Origin of the sequence: Micromonospora antibiotica, assembly GCF_017599305.1 — a bacterium.
In the GTDB taxonomy this organism is placed as follows: domain Bacteria; phylum Actinomycetota; class Actinomycetes; order Mycobacteriales; family Micromonosporaceae; genus Micromonospora; species Micromonospora antibiotica.
This window is the reverse complement of the sequence record NZ_JAGFWR010000026.1, coordinates 52848-74983: the sequence shown is the minus strand read 5'-3', so window position 1 is coordinate 74983 and position 22136 is coordinate 52848. Positions and strand designations below refer to the sequence as shown.

Here is a 22136-nt window from a genome sequence, read left to right as displayed (position 1 = left end):
TCGGACCCGGTCAGCGGCCCGGGGTGGCCGGGTGAGTCCCGGTCAGCGGCCCGGGATGGTCGGGTGAGTCCCGGTCAGCGGCCCGGGTGGTGGGTCAGGCCCGGTCAGCGGCCCCGGGTGGCGGGATCGGCGCGGATCCACCGGGTCAGGTCGCTGGGCTCCACCGGGGTCAGTTGGCGACGCAGCGCCCGTACCGAGTGGGCCGGCAGCCGGACCCCGCCGCGACCCACCCCACGGGCCAGCGCGAGCCAGCCGCAGACCCCGCGTTCGAGCAGCCAGAACGGCGCGGCCAGCGCGGTGGTCGGGGGGAACACCGCCGATCCGCCGGCCCGCCGTCGGCCGACCTCCGCCACCGCCACCGCAGTGGCCGCCGCGCCGGCCAGCAGACCCGGCCGGCGGGCCAGCACCGCGGCCAGCGCCCCGGGCAGCACCGCCAGCGCGACCAGCAGCCGCGCCGGCCGGGCCAGGTCGTCGTACGCCTGGCGGACCCGCTGCCTGCGGAAGTGCGCCACACCGGGCGGCAACCGTCGTACGTAGAGCCAGGCGGGGCTGGCCTCGGTCCCGCCGTACGCCCGGACGGTGCGGACCAGTTCCAGGTTCTCGAAGAGCACGTCCGGGTCGTAGCCGCCCATCGCCCGGAAGGTGCTGCGCCGCACCGCCAGGGTGCCCGGCCGGTCCGCGCCGAACGCCCGGTTGAGCAGGGTCCGACCGGTGTCCCACCAGGCGTGCCAGGGCAGCGGGTGGAAGTAGTGCTGCGGGCGGACCAGGTCGGCGGTGTCCAGTAACCGGTGCACCGCCCGCAGCCCCGCCTCGTCGTACCGGACGTCGTCGTCGGCGATCACCACGTGTTCGTGCCGCGCCGCCGCCACCCCGGTCAGCACCGCGCGCACCGTGGCGTTGACGCCGTGCACCGTCGGATCGGGTGGCAGGTGGCGCAGCAGGCCGTGCCAGCGGGCGGCGTGCCGGGCGAAGACCTCCGGTGGTGAGCTGTCGACCACGGTCACGTCGACCAGCCGGCCCAGCGTGCGCAGGTAGCCGGTCAGCTCGTCCGGGCCGTCGTCGTCACCGTGGCACAGCGGCAGGACGTACTCGACGGGGAGCCGGGGTGGGCCGCCCGGCGTGGCGGTGGGGCGGGACCCGACCGGGACCGGCCGCGCGGCGGGGGCGCTCATCCGCCCGCCGCCCAGCGGCCCTGGAAGGTGCCGGTACGGCGGTGCCGGCCGGTGCGGCGGGCCCGGCGGGTGACGGTGGCGGGCAAGGGTCCTCCCGGTGACGGCGGTCCCCGGGCATCCCCCACCCGCGCCGGGACAAACCGCGTGGCTCCCCGGTACGCCTCGGTTCACCCGCCGGTGTCCGGCGATCCCGCGCCCGGGCGGCTCAGTCGGCGCGCTGGACGCCGGTGAGCACGAAGCCGCTGGGGGGCAGGGTCGGGACCCGGGACAGGTCCAGGGCCAGGTCCTGTGGTGGCACCTGGTAGTCCATCGCCCCGGCCAGCAGACCGACCGCCTGTTTCATCAGCTCGATGGTGATCCACTCCCCGGCGCAGCGGTGGCCGCCCAGGTGGCTGCCTCCGCCCTGCGGCACGAAACCGTAGGGGTCGTCGCGCCAGCCGGCGAACCGCTCCGGGCGGAACTGCTCCGGTTCGGGCCAGAGCCGGGGGTGGTGGTTGGTGCCGTACAGGTCGAGCAGCACCCGGCGGTCCTGGGGAAAGTGGTGTCCCTGCCACTCGAAGGAGTGCCGCACCCGGGCGAAGGCGACCGGGAAGAACGGGTAGTAGCGGCGTACCTCCTGGACGAACCACTCGGTCGGCTCGTCGCCGGTGCGGACCCGGTCCCGCCAGGCCGGGTGGTCGTGCAGGGCCAGGGCGGCGAAGACCACGTACCGGTCGACGGCCACGGTGGGGCGCAGCACGTTGATCAGTTCCACCGCGGCGACCCGGCGGGGCAGCAGCCGCCCCTGGGCGTCGCGGTGTTCGGCGATGACCGCCAGCGCGCTGCCCGCCGGCGCGGCCAGGGTGCCGATGCGTACCCGCTCCACCACGTCGGCGATCCAGCGTTCGGCGCGCAGGCGTCCGCGCAGCCCACGCCAGTGCCGGAGACCCAGTGCGGCCGGCCCGTCGATCATGGCCTGCATCTGGGCGTTGCGCCGGACGACCTCGCTCTCCGGCAGCGGTACGCCCGCCCAGGCGCAGACGGCCCGCAGGAGCAGTGGGCCGATCTCGTCGCGCAGCACCACCGGGCCGGGTCCACCCCAGCTCGCCAGTCGGGTGCGCCACTGGTCGGCGAAGAGTTGGCCGAGCCGCGCGACGCCCGACGGGGTCATGATCGACATGAACATGGCCTTGCGGTCGGTGTGGGCCGCGCCGTCGAGGCCCTGCACCCCGCCCTGCCCGGTCAGCGTCCGCTGGCCCCGCTTGGGTGCCGCCCCGGCCCGCCGGAACCGCTCGGTGTCGTAGAACAGCTCCGCCGCGTCCCGCCCGCGTAGGAAGATCGTCGGTTCCAGCAGCAGCCGCGCGGTGAAGATGTCGGTGTCGTAGCGCTCGCACCGGGTGCTGATGAACCGGTAGCCCTCGCGGAAGAACGCCAGGGTGCTCTCCGGGCTGCGGTCGGCCGGGGTGGTGGCCATCGGGCTCTCCTGACGCGGTGACGGTGGGCGGACCCGGCTGGTCGGCCTTGGGTGTTCTACCCGGTTTTGGGGCATTGAATCCCCCCGGTCGGCCCCGACACCGCGGCGGGCCGGGTCGGCTGTGGGCCAGTGGCCGGGCGACCGCTGGCCCCTCCCGCGACGCCGGAAACCTGGTTGGCTCAGCGGTACGGCCACCACGGGGGCCGGTTCGACGACGGGGGAGGCCCGATGCGGGAGAACACACCGCCCTACTGGCGGGAGCGGCGGCTGGTCGACCTGCCCGGTGGGCCGGGTGGGGTCCGCCCGCCGGATCAGCCGCTGATCCGGCGTCCCCGTCGGCCACCCCGACACTTCACCGTGCACCTGGGTTTCGCCGCCGACGGGCCGGAGCAGGCCCGGGAGTCGGCGGTGGCGTACGCGCAGGCACTGAGCCTGCTCCGCCCGGAGCTGGTGCTGGCCTCGGCCGCCCTGTCACCGGCCGGCTCCTGGCGGGCCGCGCAGCGGCTCTTCTGTCACGTCGTCGGCCCGGACGGCGAGCGTTGCGTCGACGTCGCCGGCCACCCGGGGTTCCATTACGCACCCGGTCCGGGCGGGCTCGGCTGGGGCGAGGGAGACGGGTGAGTCGGGGGCCCGACACCGGTCGACCGGCCGGCCGCCCGATGGCCAGCCGGACGCCCGCCGGGCCGGTGCCCCCGGGGATAGGGTGTCTCGCCACCTACCGCCCGGGGGTCGGTGTCCGGCGCTCAGTCGAGGTCGAACTCGCCGTCCTGCGCGCCTGCGACGAACGCGTCCCACTCGGCCTGGGTGAAGACCAGGACCGGGCCGTCCGGCTCGGCCGAGTTGCGCATCCCGATCAGGTCGTCCACGAAGGCCACCTCGACCGCGCTGTCGGAGGTGTCTCCCTCGGCTCGCTGCCAGACCGCCCGGGACAGGTCGAAGTCGCCCTTGGGGTGCTGACCCATTGTTGATCCTCCATTGCCGCGCGTATCGGGAAGCCCGGCCGGCTCCCCGTCGGGCAGGATAAGCGGATGCCGAGCCTGACCCGTGTAGAGGCGACCGCGCGTCGCGCACTGATCGATGTCGAGTCCTATCAGGTGGACCTCGATCTGACCGGTAGCGAGGAGCGCTTCCGGTCGACGACCACCATCCGGTTCCGGGCCACCGCCGGTGCCGAGACCTTCGTCGAGGTCAAGCCCGCGACCCTGGAGACGGTCCGGCTCAACGACCGGGAGCTGGACCTGGGAGCGCTCACCGACGGCCGGTTCCCCCTCAGCGGGCTGGCGGCGGAGAACACCCTCACGGTCACCGCCGAGATGGCCTACTCCAACACCGGTGAGGGGATGCACCGGTTCGTCGACCCGGCCGACGGGGCGACGTACCTCTATGCGATGTCGTTCCTGGACGAGGCGCCGCGCATCTTCGCCGCCTTCGACCAGCCCGACCTCAAGGCCCCGGTGACTCTCGCGGTGACCGCCCCGCCAGAGTGGACGGTGGCCGCCAACGGCCCGCTCGCCGCCAACCCGGCCCCGGGCCGCTGGGAGTTCGCCCCCACCGCGCCGCTGGCCAGCTACTTCGTCACGCTGATCGCCGGCCCCTGGCACGTCCGGCGGGACGACCACGACGGCATCCCGCTCGGCGTCTACTGCCGGCAGTCGTTGGCCACCCACCTCGACGCCGACCTCGACGAGATCCTCACCGTCACCAAGCAGTGCCTGGACCGCTTCCACCAGCTCTTCGCCGAGCCCTACCCGTTCGTCAAGTACGACCAGGCGTTCGTGCCGGAGTTCAACGCCGGGGCGATGGAGAACCCTGGCCTGGTCACCATCCGCGACGACGACGTCTTCCGCTCGGCGGTCACCGACAGCGAGCGGGAGCAGCGGGCCACCACCATCGCCCACGAGATGGCCCACATGTGGTTCGGTGACCTGGTCACCATGCGCTGGTGGGACGACCTGTGGCTCAACGAGTCCTTCGCCGAGTACCTGGGCAACCGGGTCACCGCCGAGGCGACCCGGTTCGACCGGGCCTGGACGACCTTCGCGATCCGCCGCAAGGCCTGGGGGTACGCCGCCGACCAGCGCCCGTCCACCCATCCGGTCGCTCCGGACGAGGTCGCCGACGCCGCCCAGGGCCTGCTCAACTTCGACGGCATCTCGTACGCCAAGGGCGCCAGCGTGCTCCGCCAGCTCGTCGCCTGGCTCGGCGACGACGCCTTCCTGGCCGGGCTCAACCGGCACTTCGCCGCCCACCGCTTCGGCAACGCCACCCTGGCCGACCTGCTCGCCAACCTCAGCGCCGCCAGCGGGCGGGACCTCACCGACTGGGCCGACCGGTGGCTGCGTCAACCGCAGGTCAACACGCTGCGGACGGAGACCTCGGTGGACGCCGACGGCCGGTGGTCCTCGGTGGCGGTGGTGCAGACCGCGCCGCAGGAGTACCCGGTGCTGCGCCCGCACCGGATCGCCGTCGGCCGGTACACCCCCGACGGCGCGGCCGAACGGATCGAGGTCGACCTCGACCCGGCCGCCGACCGGGGGCGCACCGAGCTGCCCGAGCTGGCCGGTCGGGTCGCCGAGGGCCTGCTCCTGCCCAACGACGGTGACCTCACCTTCGCCAAGATCCGGCTCGACCCGGCGTCGGCGGACGCGGTCGGCACCGTGCTGCCCACGCTCACCGACCCGCTGGCCCGCGCCCTGCTCTGGGAGGAGTCGTTGGACGCGGCGACCGACGGCGAGCGGCCGGTGTCGGCGGTGGTGTCGTTGCTGACGGTGGCCCTGCCCGCCGAGACCGAGGTGGCCGTCGCCGAGAGCGTGCTCGCCCGCAGTCGCAACCTGGTCGACCGCTACCTCGACCCGCTCGCCCGCGACGCCGCCCTGCTGCGGACGGCCGAGGCCTGCGCCGCGCTGCTCGACACCGCCCCGGCCGGCGGTTCGCTGCAACTGGCCGCCGCCCGGGGGCTGCTCTCCACCACCGCCGACGCCGACCTGCTGGCCGGGTGGCTGACGGGCCGGGAGGTGCCGGCCGGGCTGGCCGTCGACGCCGAGCTGCGCTGGGCGCTGCTGCACCGGCTGGTGGTGCTGGGTGCGGCCGGTGAGCCCGAGATCGCCGCCGAGGCGTCGGCCGACCGCAGCGCCACCGGTGCCGAGCGGGCGGCCCGGTGCCGGGCGGCCCGGCCCGAGGTGGCCGCGAAGGACGCCGCCTGGGAGATCATCACCCGGGACACCAGCTGCTCCAACCGGCTCGTCGAGGCGGCGGCCGAAGGGTTCTGGCAACCCGAGCAGGCCGAGCTGACCGGCACGTACGTCGACCGGTACTTCACCGAGATGCCGGCGGCGGCGCGACGGCGTACCGCCTGGGTGGCCGAACGGGTCGCCCGGCTGGCCTTCCCCCGGTACGCCGTGGCCCAGCCCACCCTGGACTCGGCCGCGGCCCTGCTCAGCCGGGACGACCTCACCCCCGGGCTGCGCCGCAGCGTCGTCGACGCCGCCGACGACCTGCGCCGGGCGCTGGTCGCCCGGACGGCGGTCGCCGCTGCCGGTGCCTGACGGGGCCGGTGGGGATGCCCGGCATCCCCACCGGCCGCTCAGGCGGGGTGGGCCGGGCCTACGATCATCGGGTGGAGGACGACATCCGGCGGATCGGCATCATGGGCGGCACCTTCGACCCGATCCATCACGGCCACCTCGTGGCGGCCAGCGAGGTGGCGGACCGGTTCGGCCTGGACGAGGTGGTCTTCGTGCCGACCGGCCAGCCGTGGCAGAAGGCGGACACCCCGGTCAGCCCGGCCGAGGACCGTTACCTGATGACGGTCATCGCCACCGCCTCCAACCCGCGTTTCCAGGTCAGTCGGGTCGACATCGACCGTGGTGGCCCCACCTACACCGTCGACACCCTGCGTGACCTGCACCACGAGTACGGCCCGAAGGCGCAGCTGCACTTCATCACCGGCGCGGACGCGCTGGAGCGGATCCTGTCCTGGAAAGACCTGGACGAGATCTTCGCGTTGGCCCACTTCATCGGCGTCACCCGGCCCGGGTTCGCGTTGACCGACGAGCACCTGCCCGCCGACACGGTCAGCCTGGTGCAGGTGCCCGCGATGGCGATCTCGTCGACCGACTGCCGCGACCGGGTCGGTCGGGGGGAACCGGTCTGGTATCTGGTGCCCGACGGTGTGGTGCAGTACATCGCAAAACGACGGCTCTACCAGCAGTGATTCCGCCCGGTAACCGCCAGTTCATCCCGGTAACCGGCCAGAACTGACAAGTCGTCTCCGCGTCGGGTGTGAGACGCTTGACGGGTCGCACGGTTGATCGAAGGAGAACGGTGACAGTTTCCGAACGCGCTCACGAGCTGGCGATGGCCGCCGCCCAGGCTGCGGCCGACAAAAAGGCGCAGGACATCGTCATCATCGACGTGGGTGACCAGCTCGCCATCACCGACGCGTTCCTGGTGGCCTCGGCGCCCAACGAGCGCCAGGTGATGGCCATCGTCGACGCCATCGAGGAGCGGTTGCTGGAGCTGCCCGAGAAGGCCAAGCCGCTCCGCCGCGAGGGCGAGCGCGGTGGCCGCTGGGTGCTGCTCGACTACGTCGACATGGTGGTCCACGTCCAGCACACCGAGGAGCGCGAGTTCTACGCCCTAGACCGGCTCTGGAAGGACTGCCCGCAGCTCCCGTTCGTCGACCGCGACCTGGTCGACGCCGACGCCACGGGTGCCGCCGCCGAATGACCCGCCTGATCATCTGGCGGCACGGCAACACCGACTGGAATGCTGCCGGCCGGGTCCAGGGGCAGACCGACGTACCCCTCAACGACCTCGGCCGGGAGCAGGCCCGTAGCGCCGCGCCGCTGCTCGCGGCGCTGCGCCCGGACGTCGTCGTCGCCTCCGACCTCTGCCGTGCCGCCGACACCGCCGCCGCGCTCGCCCAGCTCACCGGCCATCCGGTACGCCCCGACGCGAGGCTGCGGGAACGCCACTTCGGCCACTGGCAGGGCCTCGCCCTGACCGACGCGGCCGAACGGTTCCCCACCGAGTACGCCCGCTGGCGGGCCGGCGACCCGGACCCGGGCGCGGGCATCGAACCCCTCGACGACCTCGGCAAGCGCGTCGGTACGGCGCTGCTGGCCGCCGTCGAGCTGGCCGACGGTGGCACGGTCGTGGTCGCCACCCACGGCGGCGCGGCCCGGCAGGGCGTCGGTCACCTGCTCGGCTGGGACCATGACGTGCTGCGCAGCGTCGGCGCACTGGCCAACTGCCACTGGACCGAGCTGCGTCGCAACGACGTCCGAGGCTGGCACCTGCGCGCCCACAACGTCGGCCCGCCGGCCCGGCCGGCGTCGTCCGAGCCGGTCTGAGCCGGCCGGCGCGGGCGACCCGCCCCGGCATCGGCTAGCGTGCCGGTCATGTCCGTCGCGGTCGTCACCGACTCCACCGCCTACCTGCCCCCCGAGCCGGTGCGGGCGCACCGGTTGACCGTGGTGCCGTTGACCGTCGTGCTCAACGGAGCGGAGGGGCTGGAGGGGGTGGAGACCCTCCCCGCCGACGCCACCCGGGCACTCGGCGGTCGGCGGGTCTCGGTGAGCACGTCCCGACCGTCGCCGGCCCAGTTCGTCACGACGTACCGGCGGTTGCTGGCCGACGGTGCGGACGGGGTGGTGTCGGTGCACCTGTCGGCGGAGCTGTCCGGCACGGTGGCGGCGGCCCGGCTCGCCGCCGCCGAGGTCGGTGACCGCGTCGAGGTCGTCGACAGCCGGTCCGCCGGGATGGGGCTCGGCTTCCCGGTGCTCGCCGCCGCCACGGCCGCCGAGACCGGTGCCGACCTGGCCGGGGTACGCGCCGCAGCGCTGGCCGCCGTCGACCGGACGACCATCTTCTTCTATGTCGACACGCTGGAGTTCCTGCGCCGGGGCGGCCGGATCAACGCGGCCGAGGCCCTGCTCGGCACCGCCCTGTCAGTCAAACCGATCATGCACATGCCCGACGGCGCGATCGTGGTACGCGACAAGGTGCGTACCGCCAGCCGGGGAGTGGCCCGCCTGATCGACCTGGCCGTCGAGGCAGCCGGCAACGCCGACGTGGACCTCGGGGTGCACCACCTCGCCGCCCCGCAACGCGCCCAGCAGTTGGTCGAGGCGCTCACCGCCCGGCTCGGCGACCGCCTGCACGACACCTACGCCTCCGAGGCGGGTGCGGTGGTCGCCGCCCACGCCGGACCGGGACTGGCCAGTGTCGTGGTCCACCGCCGGCCGGCCTGACGTGCGGGGTGGATGAGTAGCACTGAGCCGCAGTGCGCGGGAACGGGTGTCGGCGGTGCTGCAACGCCGGCCCGGGTCCCGCCCGGTAGCGCCGCACACGGAATCGGCCCCCTCAGCGCGCGGCTGAGGGGGCAGTCTCGCGTCGGGTCAGGCGCGCTTGGCGAACCCGACGAACGACCGCCAGGTCGTCGGGTCGAAGGCCAGCACCGGGCCGAACGGGTCCTTGCTGTCGCGGACGGCCACGACACCGGGCAGGTTGTCGGCAACCTCGACACAGTTGCCGCCGCTCGATCCGCTACGGCTGGACTTGCGCCACTTCGAGTTAGTGAGGTCCATGTTGGCTCTGCACTTCCTTGATCAGGTCGATGGACTGCCGGCGCGGGAGCGTTTCGTTCCGAACGCACTCCCACCTCGCTAGGAGGGTAGCCACCCCATCTTCCTGGGCCACGACAACCCCGCCAAGCTGATTCTCCAGGTGACCCACCCATGCGCCGTCTGCGGACCGGGCCAGGGCGAACGGGCCGGACAGCCCGATGTGCAGGGCCGTGGTCGACGGGATGACATGGATGTGCACGTTCGGCAGCTCGGTCAGTGCGGCGATGTGGGCGATCTGCTCGGCCATGATGCCGGCCACCTCTTCGTCCAACCGGGTCAGCGCCGCTTGGTCGAGCACGATCACCACCTGCGGAGCTGCCTCGCGGGTCAGGATCTTCTGACGCTCCAGCCGGGAGGCCACCCGCTCCTCGACGTCCTGCGAGCTGAGCGTGTCGTTGAGTCGCAGCACTGCGCGGGCGTAGTTCTCTGTCTGGAGCAGGCCGGGGACCAACGCCAGTTCGAACAGGCGGAGCTGCGTTGCGACCCGCTCGGCGTCCAGCCAGGGCCGAAACCACGATGGCTGGCCGTCGCGCTGCGCCGCCCGGAGCAGGGACACGAACAGGCCACCGGTTTCCAGCACCTCGTCGGCGCGCTTCGCAAACGGCAGGTCCATGGCTCGGGTCCCTGTCTCCACGGCGGACACGGTCGACGCCGAGTAGTTCATGCGCCGGCCAAAGTCCTCCTGACTCAGGCTGGTCAGGGAGCGCTGCCTGCGGAGCTGGCAGCGGATGAGATCCGCAGTCTCTTCGTGTTCCATGGCTCTCCAGTCATCCTCCAAGGCCGCCAGGCGTCGCCTGCTTCGCTTGATGATCTCCAGACCCTCGCCGGCTCTCGGGCTCAAGACTTCCGACAGTAGCCCCGCCCTCACCAGACTGTCATTCAGGCGGGCCGGCTCCGACAGGACGGTGTTGGGGCCGGCTTCGCGGTGGGGTCGCTCCCTTCCAGGGGGATGGGAGCGACCCCCTTCCAATTCCAAGGGAGGTCGAGATGCTTCGCCTGATTCGGCGGTGGAAGCCCGAGAGAACCCCGCCCTACCGAGTGGTCGGTAGCGCTCCTCCGGCCTGGACTAGCGAGCAGACGGCCGCGTACCCCCGAGCGGGGCGTCTCCACGAGCTGACCCTGGCCGGGGAGTGGCGAGCGAACGGGGGCCGCTGGTGAGCGGCATGAGCGATGTCAGCGGCCCGTCGTGGTTCCTGGGCCTGACCGACGACGAGGCGCGGGCCAGCGCCGCGACGGTGCGGTGATGGCGGTGGTCCGTCCGCCCGTACCGCACGTCGCCATGCGCCCGCTGTGGCGCTGCCGCAACTGCGGCAGGGAGTGGCCGTGCCAGCCGGCCAAGCTCGCGCTCCTCGTCGAGTACCGGGGGAACCGGACCGCCCTGCTCGTCTACCTCGGCACCCTGATGCAGGAGGCGGCGAGCCAACTCACCCAGCTCAACCCCGACCGGCACGCGGACCTGGCGGACCGCTTCGTCGCCTGGGCGCGGGCCCGAGGATGAGGGCCGGTGTACGTACGGGCCGACCCGTCCTGCCTGCCCGTGCCATAGCAGATCCCGGCCATGGTCAGGTGGTTGTCCACAGCCCCGGTCGTCGTCCACAGCCGACGTCCGTCGGGCTGAGCGGGTGCCGTCCGTCGGCCTAACCTCGCGCCGTGTCGGAGGATGAGGAAACCATGGTGCGGCGACGGCTGTACCGGCTGACCGACGGAGTGTCGACGGTGCGGGCGGCGGGGCCGCCGGAGCCGCCACCCCGCCCGTACCGGCCGGCGGTCGGGCTTCGCGCACCGTCCGGCGACGGCGCGGGTGGGGTGCCGGCCGGGCGGCCCGGCCCGGCCGGCGGCTCCAGCTCCCGCCGGGCCGCCTCACCGGAGGTCGGTGGTTTCCCCGTCGGCGGTTCACCCGGGGTGGGCGCGCGCGTCGTCGACCTTCCCGCTGCCGACCGGTCGCGTCAGGCAGACCTGGACGATCCGGCCCCGGGTGGTGGGGCGTCCCGCCGCGAGGCACTCGACCCCGACCGGCTGCCCCGCGCCGACGGTGACGACCCGGCGTCGGTCGGTCGGCTGCCCGGCCCCGCTGTCTTCGACCCCGGCCGGCGCGGTGTCCGGGCGTTGGCTGCCGTGGCGGTGGTCGTGGTGCTCGGTGCCGGGTTCTGGGCCTGGCGGTCGCGCCCCGAGGCGGAACCGGTCCCGACGGCGACGGCGGTGGCCGGGCCGGAGTCCTCCGCCGGGTCCGCGTCGGGCCCGGCCCCGAAGCCGACAGGTGAGCTGGTGGTGGCGGTGGCCGGCAAGGTACGCCGCCCCGGGCTCGTCCGGGTGCCGGCCGGGGCGCGGGTCGCCGACGCGGTCGAGGCGGCCGGCGGTGCCCTGCCCGGCATCGACGTGGCGTTGCTCAATCCGGCGCGGAAGGTGGCCGACGGCGAGCTGATCCTGGTCGGCGTGACCGCCCCGCCCGGCGCGACCGGGCCGGACGCCGCTGCGGCCGGCCCAGCCGCGCCGGGCGGGGGTGTGCCGGGTGGTCGGGTCAACCTCAACACCGCCACGTTGGCGCAGCTCGACGCGTTGCCCGGGGTCGGTCCGGTGCTCGCCCAACGCATCCTCACCCACCGCGACCAGCAGGGCGGCTTCCGCAGCGTGGGCGACCTGCGTCAGGTCGACGGCATCGGCGATGCCCGGTACGAGCAGCTCAAGGACCTGGTGACGGTGTGACCGGGAGCCCCGACCCGGTCCTGGACCGGAACGCGGTCCTCGTTGACGGGGTCACCAGCGATCGGGTTCCCGACCTGCGACTGGCGGGGCTGGCGGTGGCGGCCTGGCTGGCGGCGCTGACCTGCCTGCACCTCACCACCCGCACGGCGGTCCTGCTCGCCGCATCCGCCGCCGTCCTCGCCGCGCTGCTCGCCGGGCACCTGTGCGGCGTGCTGGGCACCCCGGCCACCCCGGTCCGCCGGTACGGCTGGATCGCCGTCGCCGTGCTGCTCGGCGTGGTCTGTGGCAGCACCGCCACCGGAGCCCGCCTGCACGTGCGGGACGCCGCCCCGGTGCGTGCCCTGGTCGACGACCGGGCCCGGGTCACCGCCGACCTGGTGCTCCGCGACGATCCCCGCCCGGTACGCGGCGCACCCGGCCGCCCGGCGACCCTGCTCGTCACGGCGGAACTGGCCACGCTCACCGACCCCGAGGGGCACCGCCTGCGGGCCCCGGTACGCGTGCTCGTGCTCGCCACCGACCCGACCTGGCGTGGTCTGCTGCCCGGACAGCGACTGACCGCCCAGGGTCGGCTGGCCGCACCCCGGGGCGGTGATCTCACCGCTGCCGTGCTGAGCGTGCCCGGTCCACCGGTGCCGCACGGGCCACCGCCGTGGCTCCAGCGTGCCGCCGGCACCCTGCGGGCCGGTCTGCAACGGGCCTGCGCCCCGCTCCCGCCCGACCAGGGTGGTCTGCTGCCCGGCCTGGTCGTCGGGGACACCAGCCGGTTGCCGGCCGCCGTGGAGGAGGACTTCCGGGCCACCGGGATGACCCACCTCAACGCGGTGTCCGGGTCGAACGTGGCGATCGTGGTCGGCGCGGTGCTGCTGCTGGCCCGCTGGGTCCGGGCCGGTCCCCGGCTGGCGGTGATCCTCTGTGGGCTCGCCCTGCTCGGTTTCGTCGTCCTGGTCCGCCCCTCGCCCAGCGTGGTCCGGGCGGCCACCATGGGGGCGATCGGGCTGGCCGCGTTGGCTGCCGGGCGTCCCCGGGCGACCCTGCCGGCGTTGGCCGCGGCGGTGGCCGTGCTGGTGCTGGTCGACCCGGAGCTGGCCGGTGACGCCGGTTTCGCGCTGTCCGTCCTGGCCACCGGTGGGCTGCTGCTGCTCGCCCCGGGCTGGCGGGACGGGCTGCGTCGCCGGGGCGTACCGGCGGGGTTGGCGGAGGCGCTCGCCGTTCCGGCGGCGGCCCAGCTCGCCTGTGGGCCGGTGGTGGCGGGCATTTCCGGCACGGTGAGCCTGGTGGCCGTACCGGCGAACCTGCTCGTGGTGCCGGCGATCGCCCCGGCCACGGTGCTGGGGGTGGCAGCGGCGGTCGTCTCCCCGGTGTGGCCGGCCGGCGCGGAGTTCACCGCCTGGTTGGCGAGCTGGCCGGCCTGGTGGCTGGTCACCGTGGCCCGGGTCGGGGCCCGTCTGCCGGCCGGCACCCTGCCCTGGCCGGGCGGGCTGCCGGGCGCGTTGCTGCTGGCCGGGCTGACCCTGGGGTTGTTGCTGGCCGTCCGCCGCCCGTTGGTCCGCCGGCTGGTGGCGGTCGGCGCGGTGGCGGTGGTGCTGGGCACCCTGCCGGTCCGGCTGATCGCCGGCGGGTGGCCGCCGCCCGGATGGGTGGTGGTGGCCTGCGCCGTCGGCCAGGGAGATGCCCTCGTGCTGCCGGTGACGGCCGGCCGGGCGGTGGTGGTGGACGCCGGCCCGGAGCCGTCGGCGGTGGACGGCTGCCTGCGCCGGCTCGGCATCCGGGAGGTGTCGCTGCTGGTGGTCAGCCACTTCCACGCCGACCATGTCGGGGGTGTGGCCGGGGTGTCCCGGGGCCGACGGGTGGCCATGGTGGTCGCCCCGGCGTTGGCCGAGCCGGCGGCGGGACGGGAGTCGGTGACGCTCGCGGCCGGTGCCGCGCGGCAGGTGGTGCCGGCGGCGGGCTGGTCGTACCGGTCGGGTGGGGTGGAGTTGGTCGCGCTCGGTCCGCCCTATCCGATGCGGGGCACCCGGTCCGACCCGAACAACAACTCCCTCGTCCTGCGGGCCACCGTGGCCGGTGTCCGCATCGTGCTGCCGGGGGACGCGGAGACGGAGGAGCAGCGGGCACTGCTGGACCGGACCCCGGCGCAGACGTTGCGGGCCGAGGTGCTCAAGGTGGCCCACCACGGCAGCGCATACCAGGAGCCGGCCTTCCTCGATGCGGTCCGGCCGGTGGTCGCGTTGGTGCCGGTGGGAGCCGACAACGACTACGGCCATCCGAGTCCGGTGATCCTGGATCGGCTCACCCGAGCCGGTGCCCGGGTGTTGCGTACCGACACCGACGGGGACGTGGCGGTGGTGCTGCGGTCCGGCCGGCTGGCAGTGGTCGGCCGGGGTCTGTCCCCGGGTCGCCGCTGACCAGGGGTGGGACGAAACGGTGCTTCCGGGCCTGCCCCGGCTGGTGGGGTGGGCGGCTGGCCGGCCCGGGGCAGGCCGGACGAAGGTGAAGGGAAATCCGGAATCAGAGCCATATTGCGCCCACTGCCCGACAATTGAGGTAAATGTCTATATTTGCGCTGAGTGCGGGGTGGGCCGTCGCAGCCGTCGATGAGCAGGCGCGATCAGCCGCCGAGCCGTGCCAAGATGAGCGACGTGACCGGCGTCGACCTTGCTCCTATTCTGCTCGTCCTCGGCGACGAGGAGCTGCTCGCCACGCGCGCGGTGAGCGAAGCCGTGGCGAAGGCCCGTAGCGTCGACCCCGAGGTCGACGTCCGGGAATACCAGGCAGGGGCGTTGGCCGTCGGCGAGATCGCCGAGATGCTCAGCCCGTCGTTGTTCGGCGGGCGGCGGGTGCTGGTGTTGCGGTCCGCCCAGGATGCCCGCAAGGACCTGGTCACCGCCCTGCTCGGCTACGCGAAGAACCCCGACCCGGACGTCCAGCTGGTGGCGCTGCACCTGGGCGGGGGCAAAGGCAAGGCGTTCGCCGACGGGCTACGCGCCGCCGGGGCGACGGTCATCGCGGCGGCGAAGCTGAAGGGGCACCGCGAGCGGGTGGCTTTCGTCCGCGACGAGATCCGCCGGGGCGGTGGCAGGTGCACCGACGACGCGGCCGACGCGTTGATCGCCGCCGTCGGCACCGACCTGCGGGAGTTGGCCGCCGCCTGCTCCCAGCTGATCGCCGACACCGACGGGCGGATCGGCGCGGACACGGTGTCCCGCTACTACCGGGGTCGGGTCGAGGTGAGCGGCTTCACCGTCGCCGACGCCACCATGATCGGCGACGTCCCCGCCGCGCTGGAGGCGTTGCGCTGGGCGCTGCACGTCGGGGTCGACCCGGTGCCGATCGCCGACGCCCTCGCCGACGGGGTCCGGACGGTGGCCCGGGTCGCAGCCGCCGGCCGGGGTGATCCATACCAGTTGGCGAGCACCCTCGGCATGCCCGCCTGGAAGATCAAGAATGCCCAGCAGCGGGCCCGGGGCTGGACACCGGAAGGGCTGGTCGAGGCGATGCGGGCGGCGGCCGAGTGCAACGCGGCGGTCAAGGGCGGTGCCGACGACCGGGCGTACGCCCTGGAAAAGGCGGTCTTCTCGGTCGCCGCCGCCCGGCAGGGCACCGCCCGGTGACCGGCCCGATCCGCCCGGCGGCCGGCCACCTGCGGCAGGTGGATGGCGTGCACCGGCCGGTGAGCGGCTCCACCCGCCCGGTGACGGGGCACGGCCGGCCGGGATGGTCGACCGTGCCGGCGGACGACCAACGTTACCGACCGCTCTACGCCCGGCTGCTCGGCCTGCGCTTCGTCAACCCGGGTGGGGTGCTCTGCTTCCTCTTCTTCGAGGGGGCGGTGGCGCTCGCGGTGCTTCTTGCCCTGGCCGAGTTGGTCAACTGGTGGGCGGTGCCGGTGCTGCCGATGGCGGTGGCGGTCATGGTGAAACTCAACGACGAGGTCGCCGAGCGGGTGGTCCACTCGGCGGCGCTGGTGCCGGAGCAGGAGCGGGACCGGTTCCGGCGGCAGGTCGAGCCGGTGGTCGGACGCGCCCGGGTGCCCTACGCCCTGCCGGGCGCGATGGTCACCACCGCACCTGCCCGCTGGGAGCCGGCCGACTCGCCGCCCCCGCCCGTCTCCCGCAGGTAGACCCGACCCGCCGCCCCGCCCGTCTCCCACGGGTAGACCCGACTCGCCGCCCGGCCCTCCCGGATGGACCTGACTCGGCAGACAGCGCGGACGACGGGTCGAGGCCCGGAAAGTACGAAGCCGTAGGCCCCGGAGCACTGCTCCGGGGCCTACGGTCGGGTTTGGGTCGCTCGGTCAGGCCGAGAGCGAGCCGACGCGCTTCGAGATGGCCGACTTCCGGTTGGCCGCCTGGTTGGCGTGAATGACGCCCTTGCTGGCGGCCTTGTCGAGCTTGCGGGCGGCGTCACGCATCAGGGCGGTGGCCTTCTCGGCGTCACCGGCCTCCGCAGCCTCGTGGAACTTCCGGATGGCGGTCTTCAGCGACGACTTGACCGACTTGTTACGCAGCCGGCGCTTCTCGTTCTGCCGGTTGCGCTTGATCTGGGACTTGATGTTCGCCACGCGACAGCCTCGTCTTGATAGCTCGGTTTGGTCTGCATTACCGCGCGCGACGAGCATGCGTCATCGCCACGCGAAAAGCCAGGCTACCAGGTCGGTCCGGACGAGCCAAAACGCCCCACCCCCGCCCGGACCGGCCAGCCCTGCCGGGGGCAGGCGGTCACCACCAGCCCTGCCGGGCGGCGAGCCAGCGCAGAGCCTGCTCTCCGCTGAACCGTCGATGCACTCCCAGCAGCGCGGACGGGCCCGCCGCCCCCGGGCCGCCCGCCCCCTGGGCAGCCGCCGGGGAGCCCCCGGCCGCCGGGGAACAGCCTGCCGCCGTCAGGCAATCAGCCACCGAGGAGCCGGCGACCGTTGAGAGGCCGCCAGCCGGCAGGGGACCGCCAATCGGCGGGGGAGCATCAGCCGGCGGGGAGGCGGCAACCGGTGGGGAGGCGGCGGCCGGGGGCGGGCCGGCGGCGGTGAGGTAGTAGCCGCAGAGGGCGGCAAGCGTCACGTCCAGGGCGTCGGGCGGGGCGTCGGCCGCCGCCGGGTGGGCGGCGAAGACCGCATCCAGGTCCACCCGGTCGCCGTACCCGGTGATCAGGAGGCCGGCCAGGTCGAACCAGGCGGGGCCGTGGCAGAGCCAGTTCCAGTCGCAGAACCAGGCCCGCCCGGCGGGGTCGAGCAGCACGTTGTCCAGCCGCAGGTCACCATGGGCCAGGCCGGGTGCGGCTGCCGCGTAGCCGGGCAGCCGGGACTCCAGCGCGACGAGGTCGGGTAGCCGGTCGCGGGCCGCCGGGGGCAGTGCGGGCATCGGCTCCCGGCCGGCGGCCACCTCACCCCACCAGAGGATGTCGTCGCGGGCCAGCTGGGCCAACCGGGGCAGGCCGAGGGCGGTCAGTGCGGCCGGCGGGTCGACCAGCGCGGCGGCCACCTCGGCGTAACCGGTGAGCACGGCGGCCAGCTCGGTCGGGTCCCAGGGCAGGCGGGGCGTCCGCCCGGCCACGGCGTCGAGGCCGACCGCGTACCAACCGGCCGCGTCGAGCGCCCAGCGTGGGCGGGGGACCGGCAGGCCGGCCGGCAGCCGGGCGAGGACGGCCAGCTCGCGGGCGTACCAGTCGGCCAGGTGGCGTTGCCTGGCCAACTCGGCGGCCTTGACGAAGACCCGGGTGCCGGCTGCCGTCTCCAGCACGGCGGCGAAGCCGCCGGTGAAGCCCGCGGTCGCGGTCCGGGCCGTGACCACCGGCGCACCGAGGCGGGCGGTGACCGCGTCCCGCAGGCCGACGGGCAGCTCCCGCCAGTCGGGCCGCACGGCGGTGCGGTGGTACGGCGGCGGCGTCGTGGACACCCCACCATCGTGCCCGGTCGGGCCGAACCGGGTGGACCGCCGACCCGCGCGACGCGTGCGCCCCGGCCGGGACGACGGTGGCCCGGCGTCGACCGGGTGCCGGCGGGGGTCTGGGAGACTCCAGGCCATGAGGACCGACGACTTCTGGCAGTTGATCGACCAGGCCCGGGCCGGGGGCGGGGGCGAGGCCGGCGCGGTCGCCGCCCGGACGGTCGCGCTGCTCGCCGAACGCACCCCGCAGGACATCGTCGGGTACGCGCACCACCAGCAGCGGGTGCTCGCCGCTTCCTACCGGGTCGACCTGTGGGGTGCGGCGTACCTGATCAACGGGGGTTGCTCCGACGACGGGTTCGAGTATTTCCGGGGTTGGCTGATGACCCAGGGGCGGGCGGTCTTCGCCGCCGCGGTGACCGCCCCGGATTCGTTGGCCGAGGTGCCCCGGGTCCGGTCGGCGGCGCTCAGCGGTGAGGAGTTCGAGTGCGAGGACATGCTGGCGGTGCCGTGGGACGCCTACCGTAAGGCGACCGCCACCGACCTGCCGGCGGAGCGGGACCGGGTGCCGGTGCCCGATCTGAACGACTTCTGGGACTTCGACGACGAGCAGGAGGCCCGCCGTCGGCTGCCGAAGCTCGCCGCCCTCTTCGTCGAGCCGCCCGAGGAGTGAACCCCGCCGGGCCCGCCCTCTTCGTCGAGCCGCCCGAGGAGTGAACCCCGCCGGGCCCGCCCTCTCCGTCGAGGTGGCCGAGGAGCGCACCCCGCCGGGCCCTGCCGCGTCGGGTCCGGTCCGGGTACCCCAGGAGTGATCGGACCGGGTTCGCGGCGACGTGGGAGCATAGAGGGGGCCGGCGTGCGTCGGCCCGCTCCCGTCAGCCGACCAGAACGGACCGCTGTGCCACCGACGCTCGATCCCGGCGCGAACGCTCCTGGTGCCACCGACCCGGCGCGCATCCGGAACTTCTGCATCATCGCCCACATCGACCACGGGAAGTCGACCCTGGCCGACCGGATGTTGCAGCTGACCGGCGTGGTCGACCCCCGGCAGATGCGCGCGCAGTACCTCGACCGGATGGACATCGAGCGCGAGCGCGGCATCACCATCAAGAGCCAGGCCGTCCGCATGCCGTGGACCATCCGCGAGGGCGAGCGGACGGGTGAGCAGGCCGTCCTCAACATGATCGACACTCCGGGCCACGTGGACTTCACCTACGAGGTGTCCCGGTCGCTGGCCGCCTGTGAGGGGGCGCTGCTGCTGGTCGACGCCGCCCAGGGCATCGAGGCGCAGACGCTGGCCAACCTCTATCTGGCACTGGAGAACGATCTCAAGATCATTCCGGTGCTCAACAAGATCGACCTCCCGGCCGCCCAGCCGGAGAAGTACGCCGAGGAGCTGGCCCACCTGATCGGCGGCGACCCGGCCGACTGCATCAGGGTCTCCGGCAAGACCGGTGACGGGGTGCCGTACCTGCTCGACGAGATCGTCAGGCAGTTCGTCCCGCCGGTCGGCGACGCCGACGCGCCCGCCCGCGCGATGATCTTCGACTCGGTGTACGACGTCTACCGGGGTGTGGTCACCTACGTCCGGGTCATCGACGGTCGGATCAGCGCCCGGGACCGGATCAAGATGATGTCCACCGCCGCCGTGCACGAGCTGCTGGAGATCGGCGTCATCTCACCCGAGATGGTCAAGGCCGACGCGCTCGGCGTCGGCGAGGTGGGCTACCTGATCACCGGCGTGAAGGACGTCCGGCAGTCCCGGGTCGGTGACACCGTCACCATCAACGCCCGGCCGGCCACCGAGGCGCTCGGCGGCTACAAGGACCCCAGGCCGATGGTCTACTCCGGCCTCTACCCGATCGACGGTTCGGACTACCCCAACCTGCGTGAGGCGCTGGACAAGCTCAAGCTCAACGACGCCGCGCTCGACTACGAGCCGGAGACGTCCGGGGCGCTCGGCTTCGGCTTCCGCTGCGGCTTCCTCGGCCTGCTGCACCTGGAGATCATCCGGGAGCGGCTGGAACGGGAGTACAACCTCGACCTGATCTCCACCGCCCCGAACGTGGTCTACCGGGCCATCACCGAGGACGGCCAGGAGATCGTGGTGACCAACCCGAGCGAGTACCCCACCGGCAAGATCGCCGAGGTGTACGAGCCGGTGGTGCGCGCCAGTGTGCTCACTCCGAACGACTACGTCGGCGCGGTGATGGAGCTGTGCCAGGGGCGGCGCGGCAGCCTGCTCGGCATGGAGTACCTCTCGGCCGACCGGGTGGAGCTGCGCTACACCCTCCCGCTCGCCGAGATCATCTACGACTTCTTCGACCAGTTGAAGAGCCGCACCAAGGGCTACGCCTCGCTGGACTACGAGCCCACCGACGAGCAGGCGTCCGACCTGGTCAAGGTGGACATCCTGTTGCACGGTGAGCCGGTGGACGCGTTCAGCGCGATCGTGCACAAGGACAAGGCGTACAACTACGGGACCACGATCGCGGCGAAGCTGCGCACCCTGATCCCGCGCCAGCAGTTCGAGGTGCCGATCCAGGCGGCCATCGGCAGTCGGGTGATCGCCCGGGAGACCATCCGTGCCATCCGCAAGGACGTGCTGGCCAAGTGCTACGGCGGTGACATCAGCCGTAAGCGCAAGCTGCTGGAGAAGCAGAAGGAGGGCAAGAAGCGGATGAAGATGGTGGGCCGGGTGGAGGTGCCCCAGGAGGCATTCATCGCCGCGCTCTCCTCGGACTCCGGCGACGCCAAGCCGGCCGGCAAGAAGTAGCCGCCCGCAGCGGGCGCGTACACCCGGCCCGTCGGCTCGGCCGCGCCCGCCCGGCCCGTCGGCTCGGCCGCGCCCGCCCGGCCCGTCGGCTCGGCCGCGCCCGCCCGGCCCGTCGGCTCGGCCGCGTCGGCGCGGCACGGCCGGCCCAGGTGTCCCACGACGGCCGGCGGACCCGGTGTTCCGACCGGGCCGCCGGCCGTCGGCATGCGCGCCCCGGTGTCGTACGGACGAATCTTCCGCCCCGGCGTCGCTGCCGGATGGGCTGGCGCGAGTGCCCTGAGCTGCACGGACATCGACGGCCGGCGAACCGACGCAGCGGTGTTCGATCGACGTGCGGCGACATGTGTGGTGGTGAGTCGGTTTGGTTTTCCGGCGGGTCGGGAATCTAGCTGTCACGACAGGAACCACACATACCGTGTGACTCAATCTTCAGGAGGAGGGCGACCGTGGAGTTCACCGTCTGGGGCATCATCACCGCGCTCGTTGTTGGTCTCATCATCGGCGCTCTGGGCCGTCTGGTCGTGCCGGGCCGCCAGAACATGCCGATCTGGCTGCACATGCTGATCGGTGTGGGCGCCGCGCTGCTGGGCACCGTGTTGGCCCGGGCGATGGGCATCGCCACCGAGACCGCCGGCATCGACTGGACCGAGCTGCTGGTGCAGGTCGTCCTCGCCGCCATCGCCGTGGCCCTGGTGGCCGGTGTGGGTCGCCGCCGCAGCGTCACCCACCGGTAAGTCAAGCGGCACCGCTGAGCGGGCGCCCGACCCCCACGGGGGTCGGGCGCCCGCTGGCGTACGGGGTCGGGCGGCGGGGGTCGTCGCCGGTGGCGGGCGGTCTAGACCAGATCGTTACCTGAGTCGGTTTGGAAATTCTCCGCTTCGGGAACCTATCGATCACCACAGCAACAAACACTCACCAACGACATATCTACTGAAGGAGGACGGCCGTGGAGTTCACCGTCTGGGGCATCATCACCGCGCTCGTCGTCGGTCTCATCATCGGCGCTCTGGGTCGCCTGGTCGTGCCGGGCCGCCAGAACATGCCGATCTGGCTGCACATGCTGATCGGTGTGGGCGCTGCGCTGCTGGGCACCGTGTTGGCCCGGGCGATGGGCATCGCCACTCAGACCGCCGGCATCGACTGGACCGAGCTGCTGGTGCAGGTCGTCCTCGCCGCCATCGCCGTGGCCCTGGTGGCCGGTGTGGGTCGTCGTCGGGGCGTCAGCCACCGGTGATCCCGCCCGCCGGTCGGTGACCGGCCGGCACGGACCAACTCAGCGGATGCCCGCCCCCGGTTCGGGGGCGGGCATCCGCTCGTCCGGATGGTGGCCATCGATCCCGACGGGTCGTCGCGGGGCCTGCCAGAGCGGCCCCCGCCTGCGATACGGTCGCCTCGCCGAACGCCCCGCCGTCCGCCGCCGTGCCGTCGACGGTCCGCTCGCGCGGGGCGGCACCCACCCCTGTCGTAAAGGAAATTTTCCTACTAGGGTGCGGCTGAGAAGGTAAGTGCCGGACAGTGCGA

The 22136-nt window shown here is 73.5% G+C and carries 22 protein-coding genes; 15 read left to right on the top strand and 7 right to left on the bottom strand.

Annotated elements, in window-relative coordinates:
- Positions 1-104: 104 nt before the first annotated feature.
- The gene (locus JQN83_RS27910; protein WP_244253346.1) at positions 105-1172 is read right to left on the bottom strand and encodes a glycosyltransferase family 2 protein; all 1068 of its coding nucleotides are present in this window, start codon (positions 1170-1172) and stop codon (positions 105-107) included.
- A gap of 205 nt (positions 1173-1377) precedes the next feature.
- Positions 1378-2625, bottom strand: coding sequence for a cytochrome P450 (locus JQN83_RS27905; protein WP_208570135.1), 1248 nt, complete (start codon positions 2623-2625; stop codon positions 1378-1380).
- A 228-nt stretch (positions 2626-2853) separates the two neighbouring features.
- On the opposite strand from JQN83_RS27905, the gene JQN83_RS27900 reads away from it, so the two are divergent.
- Positions 2854-3246, top strand: a complete 393-nt coding sequence (locus JQN83_RS27900; protein WP_208570134.1) for a hypothetical protein — start codon at positions 2854-2856, stop codon at positions 3244-3246.
- A 122-nt stretch (positions 3247-3368) separates the two neighbouring features.
- Here JQN83_RS27900 and JQN83_RS27895 read toward each other — a convergent pair whose 3' ends face one another.
- Positions 3369-3587, bottom strand: coding sequence for a DUF397 domain-containing protein (locus tag JQN83_RS27895; RefSeq protein ID WP_067312494.1), 219 nt, complete (start codon positions 3585-3587; stop codon positions 3369-3371).
- 66 nt (positions 3588-3653) lie between these two features.
- Between JQN83_RS27895 and pepN the strand changes: the two genes are divergently transcribed.
- From pepN to JQN83_RS27870, 5 genes are all read left to right on the top strand, one after another.
- Positions 3654-6170: an aminopeptidase N gene (pepN, locus tag JQN83_RS27890; RefSeq protein WP_208570133.1), complete on the top strand. Its 2517-nt coding sequence runs from the start codon at positions 3654-3656 to the stop codon at positions 6168-6170.
- A 71-nt stretch (positions 6171-6241) separates the two neighbouring features.
- A complete protein-coding gene (nadD, locus tag JQN83_RS27885; RefSeq protein ID WP_208570132.1) occupies positions 6242-6838 on the top strand; it encodes a nicotinate-nucleotide adenylyltransferase in 597 nt (198 codons plus the stop codon).
- Positions 6839-6948: 110 nt separating this feature from the next.
- The gene (gene rsfS, locus JQN83_RS27880) at positions 6949-7353 is read left to right on the top strand and encodes a ribosome silencing factor (RefSeq protein ID WP_208570131.1); all 405 of its coding nucleotides are present in this window, start codon (positions 6949-6951) and stop codon (positions 7351-7353) included.
- Complete coding sequence (locus tag JQN83_RS27875) at positions 7350-7979, top strand: histidine phosphatase family protein (protein ID WP_208570130.1); 630 nt, start codon at positions 7350-7352, stop codon at positions 7977-7979. The genes rsfS and JQN83_RS27875 overlap by 4 nt, the downstream gene beginning before the upstream one ends.
- A 48-nt stretch (positions 7980-8027) precedes the next feature.
- Entirely contained in the window at positions 8028-8879 is an 852-nt protein-coding gene (locus JQN83_RS27870) for a DegV family protein (RefSeq protein WP_208570129.1), read from the top strand.
- Positions 8880-9026: 147 nt separating this feature from the next.
- Here the strand turns inward: JQN83_RS27870 and JQN83_RS27865 are convergent, their stop codons facing one another.
- A complete protein-coding gene (locus tag JQN83_RS27865; RefSeq protein ID WP_208570128.1) occupies positions 9027-9215 on the bottom strand; it encodes a DUF397 domain-containing protein in 189 nt (62 codons plus the stop codon).
- Positions 9202-10011, bottom strand: a complete 810-nt coding sequence (locus tag JQN83_RS27860) for a helix-turn-helix domain-containing protein (RefSeq protein ID WP_208570127.1) — start codon at positions 10009-10011, stop codon at positions 9202-9204. The genes JQN83_RS27865 and JQN83_RS27860 overlap by 14 nt, the downstream gene beginning before the upstream one ends.
- A gap of 486 nt (positions 10012-10497) precedes the next feature.
- On the opposite strand from JQN83_RS27860, the gene JQN83_RS27855 reads away from it, so the two are divergent.
- From JQN83_RS27855 to JQN83_RS27835, 5 genes are all read left to right on the top strand, one after another.
- Positions 10498-10752: a flavin reductase gene (locus tag JQN83_RS27855; protein WP_208570126.1), complete on the top strand. Its 255-nt coding sequence runs from the start codon at positions 10498-10500 to the stop codon at positions 10750-10752.
- A gap of 404 nt (positions 10753-11156) precedes the next feature.
- Entirely contained in the window at positions 11157-11957 is an 801-nt protein-coding gene (locus JQN83_RS27850; protein ID WP_208570150.1) for a ComEA family DNA-binding protein, read from the top strand.
- Between the two features lie 20 nt (positions 11958-11977).
- Positions 11978-14365, top strand: coding sequence for a ComEC/Rec2 family competence protein (locus JQN83_RS27845; protein ID WP_244253367.1), 2388 nt, complete (start codon positions 11978-11980; stop codon positions 14363-14365).
- 225 nt (positions 14366-14590) lie between these two features.
- Positions 14591-15571: a DNA polymerase III subunit delta gene (gene holA, locus JQN83_RS27840; protein WP_208570124.1), complete on the top strand. Its 981-nt coding sequence runs from the start codon at positions 14591-14593 to the stop codon at positions 15569-15571.
- Between the two features lie 80 nt (positions 15572-15651).
- Complete coding sequence (locus JQN83_RS27835) at positions 15652-16080, top strand: hypothetical protein (RefSeq protein WP_208570149.1); 429 nt, start codon at positions 15652-15654, stop codon at positions 16078-16080.
- A 174-nt stretch (positions 16081-16254) separates the two neighbouring features.
- Here JQN83_RS27835 and rpsT read toward each other — a convergent pair whose 3' ends face one another.
- Both rpsT and JQN83_RS27825 read right to left on the bottom strand, forming a co-directional pair.
- Positions 16255-16521, bottom strand: a complete 267-nt coding sequence (rpsT, locus tag JQN83_RS27830) for a 30S ribosomal protein S20 (protein ID WP_067311213.1) — start codon at positions 16519-16521, stop codon at positions 16255-16257.
- 157 nt (positions 16522-16678) lie between these two features.
- Positions 16679-17977 carry a phosphotransferase family protein gene (locus JQN83_RS27825; protein ID WP_208570123.1) on the bottom strand — a complete coding sequence of 433 codons (1299 nt, stop codon included), beginning with the start codon at positions 17975-17977 and terminating at the stop codon, positions 16679-16681.
- On the opposite strand from JQN83_RS27825, the gene JQN83_RS27820 reads away from it, so the two are divergent.
- The 4 genes from JQN83_RS27820 (at position 17976) to JQN83_RS27805 (ending at position 21849) form a co-directional block, all read left to right on the top strand.
- Positions 17976-18512 (top strand): DUF4240 domain-containing protein, encoded by a 537-nt coding sequence (locus JQN83_RS27820; RefSeq protein WP_208570122.1) that lies wholly within the window; start codon positions 17976-17978, stop codon positions 18510-18512. The genes JQN83_RS27825 and JQN83_RS27820 overlap by 2 nt on opposite strands.
- Positions 18513-18737: 225 nt before the next feature.
- Positions 18738-20615, top strand: coding sequence for a translation elongation factor 4 (lepA, locus tag JQN83_RS27815; RefSeq protein ID WP_208570121.1), 1878 nt, complete (start codon positions 18738-18740; stop codon positions 20613-20615).
- A gap of 446 nt (positions 20616-21061) precedes the next feature.
- A complete protein-coding gene (locus tag JQN83_RS27810; protein ID WP_208570120.1) occupies positions 21062-21349 on the top strand; it encodes a GlsB/YeaQ/YmgE family stress response membrane protein in 288 nt (95 codons plus the stop codon).
- Positions 21350-21561: 212 nt separating this feature from the next.
- Complete coding sequence (locus JQN83_RS27805) at positions 21562-21849, top strand: GlsB/YeaQ/YmgE family stress response membrane protein (protein ID WP_208570119.1); 288 nt, start codon at positions 21562-21564, stop codon at positions 21847-21849.
- The last annotated feature ends 287 nt before the right edge of the window (positions 21850-22136 follow it).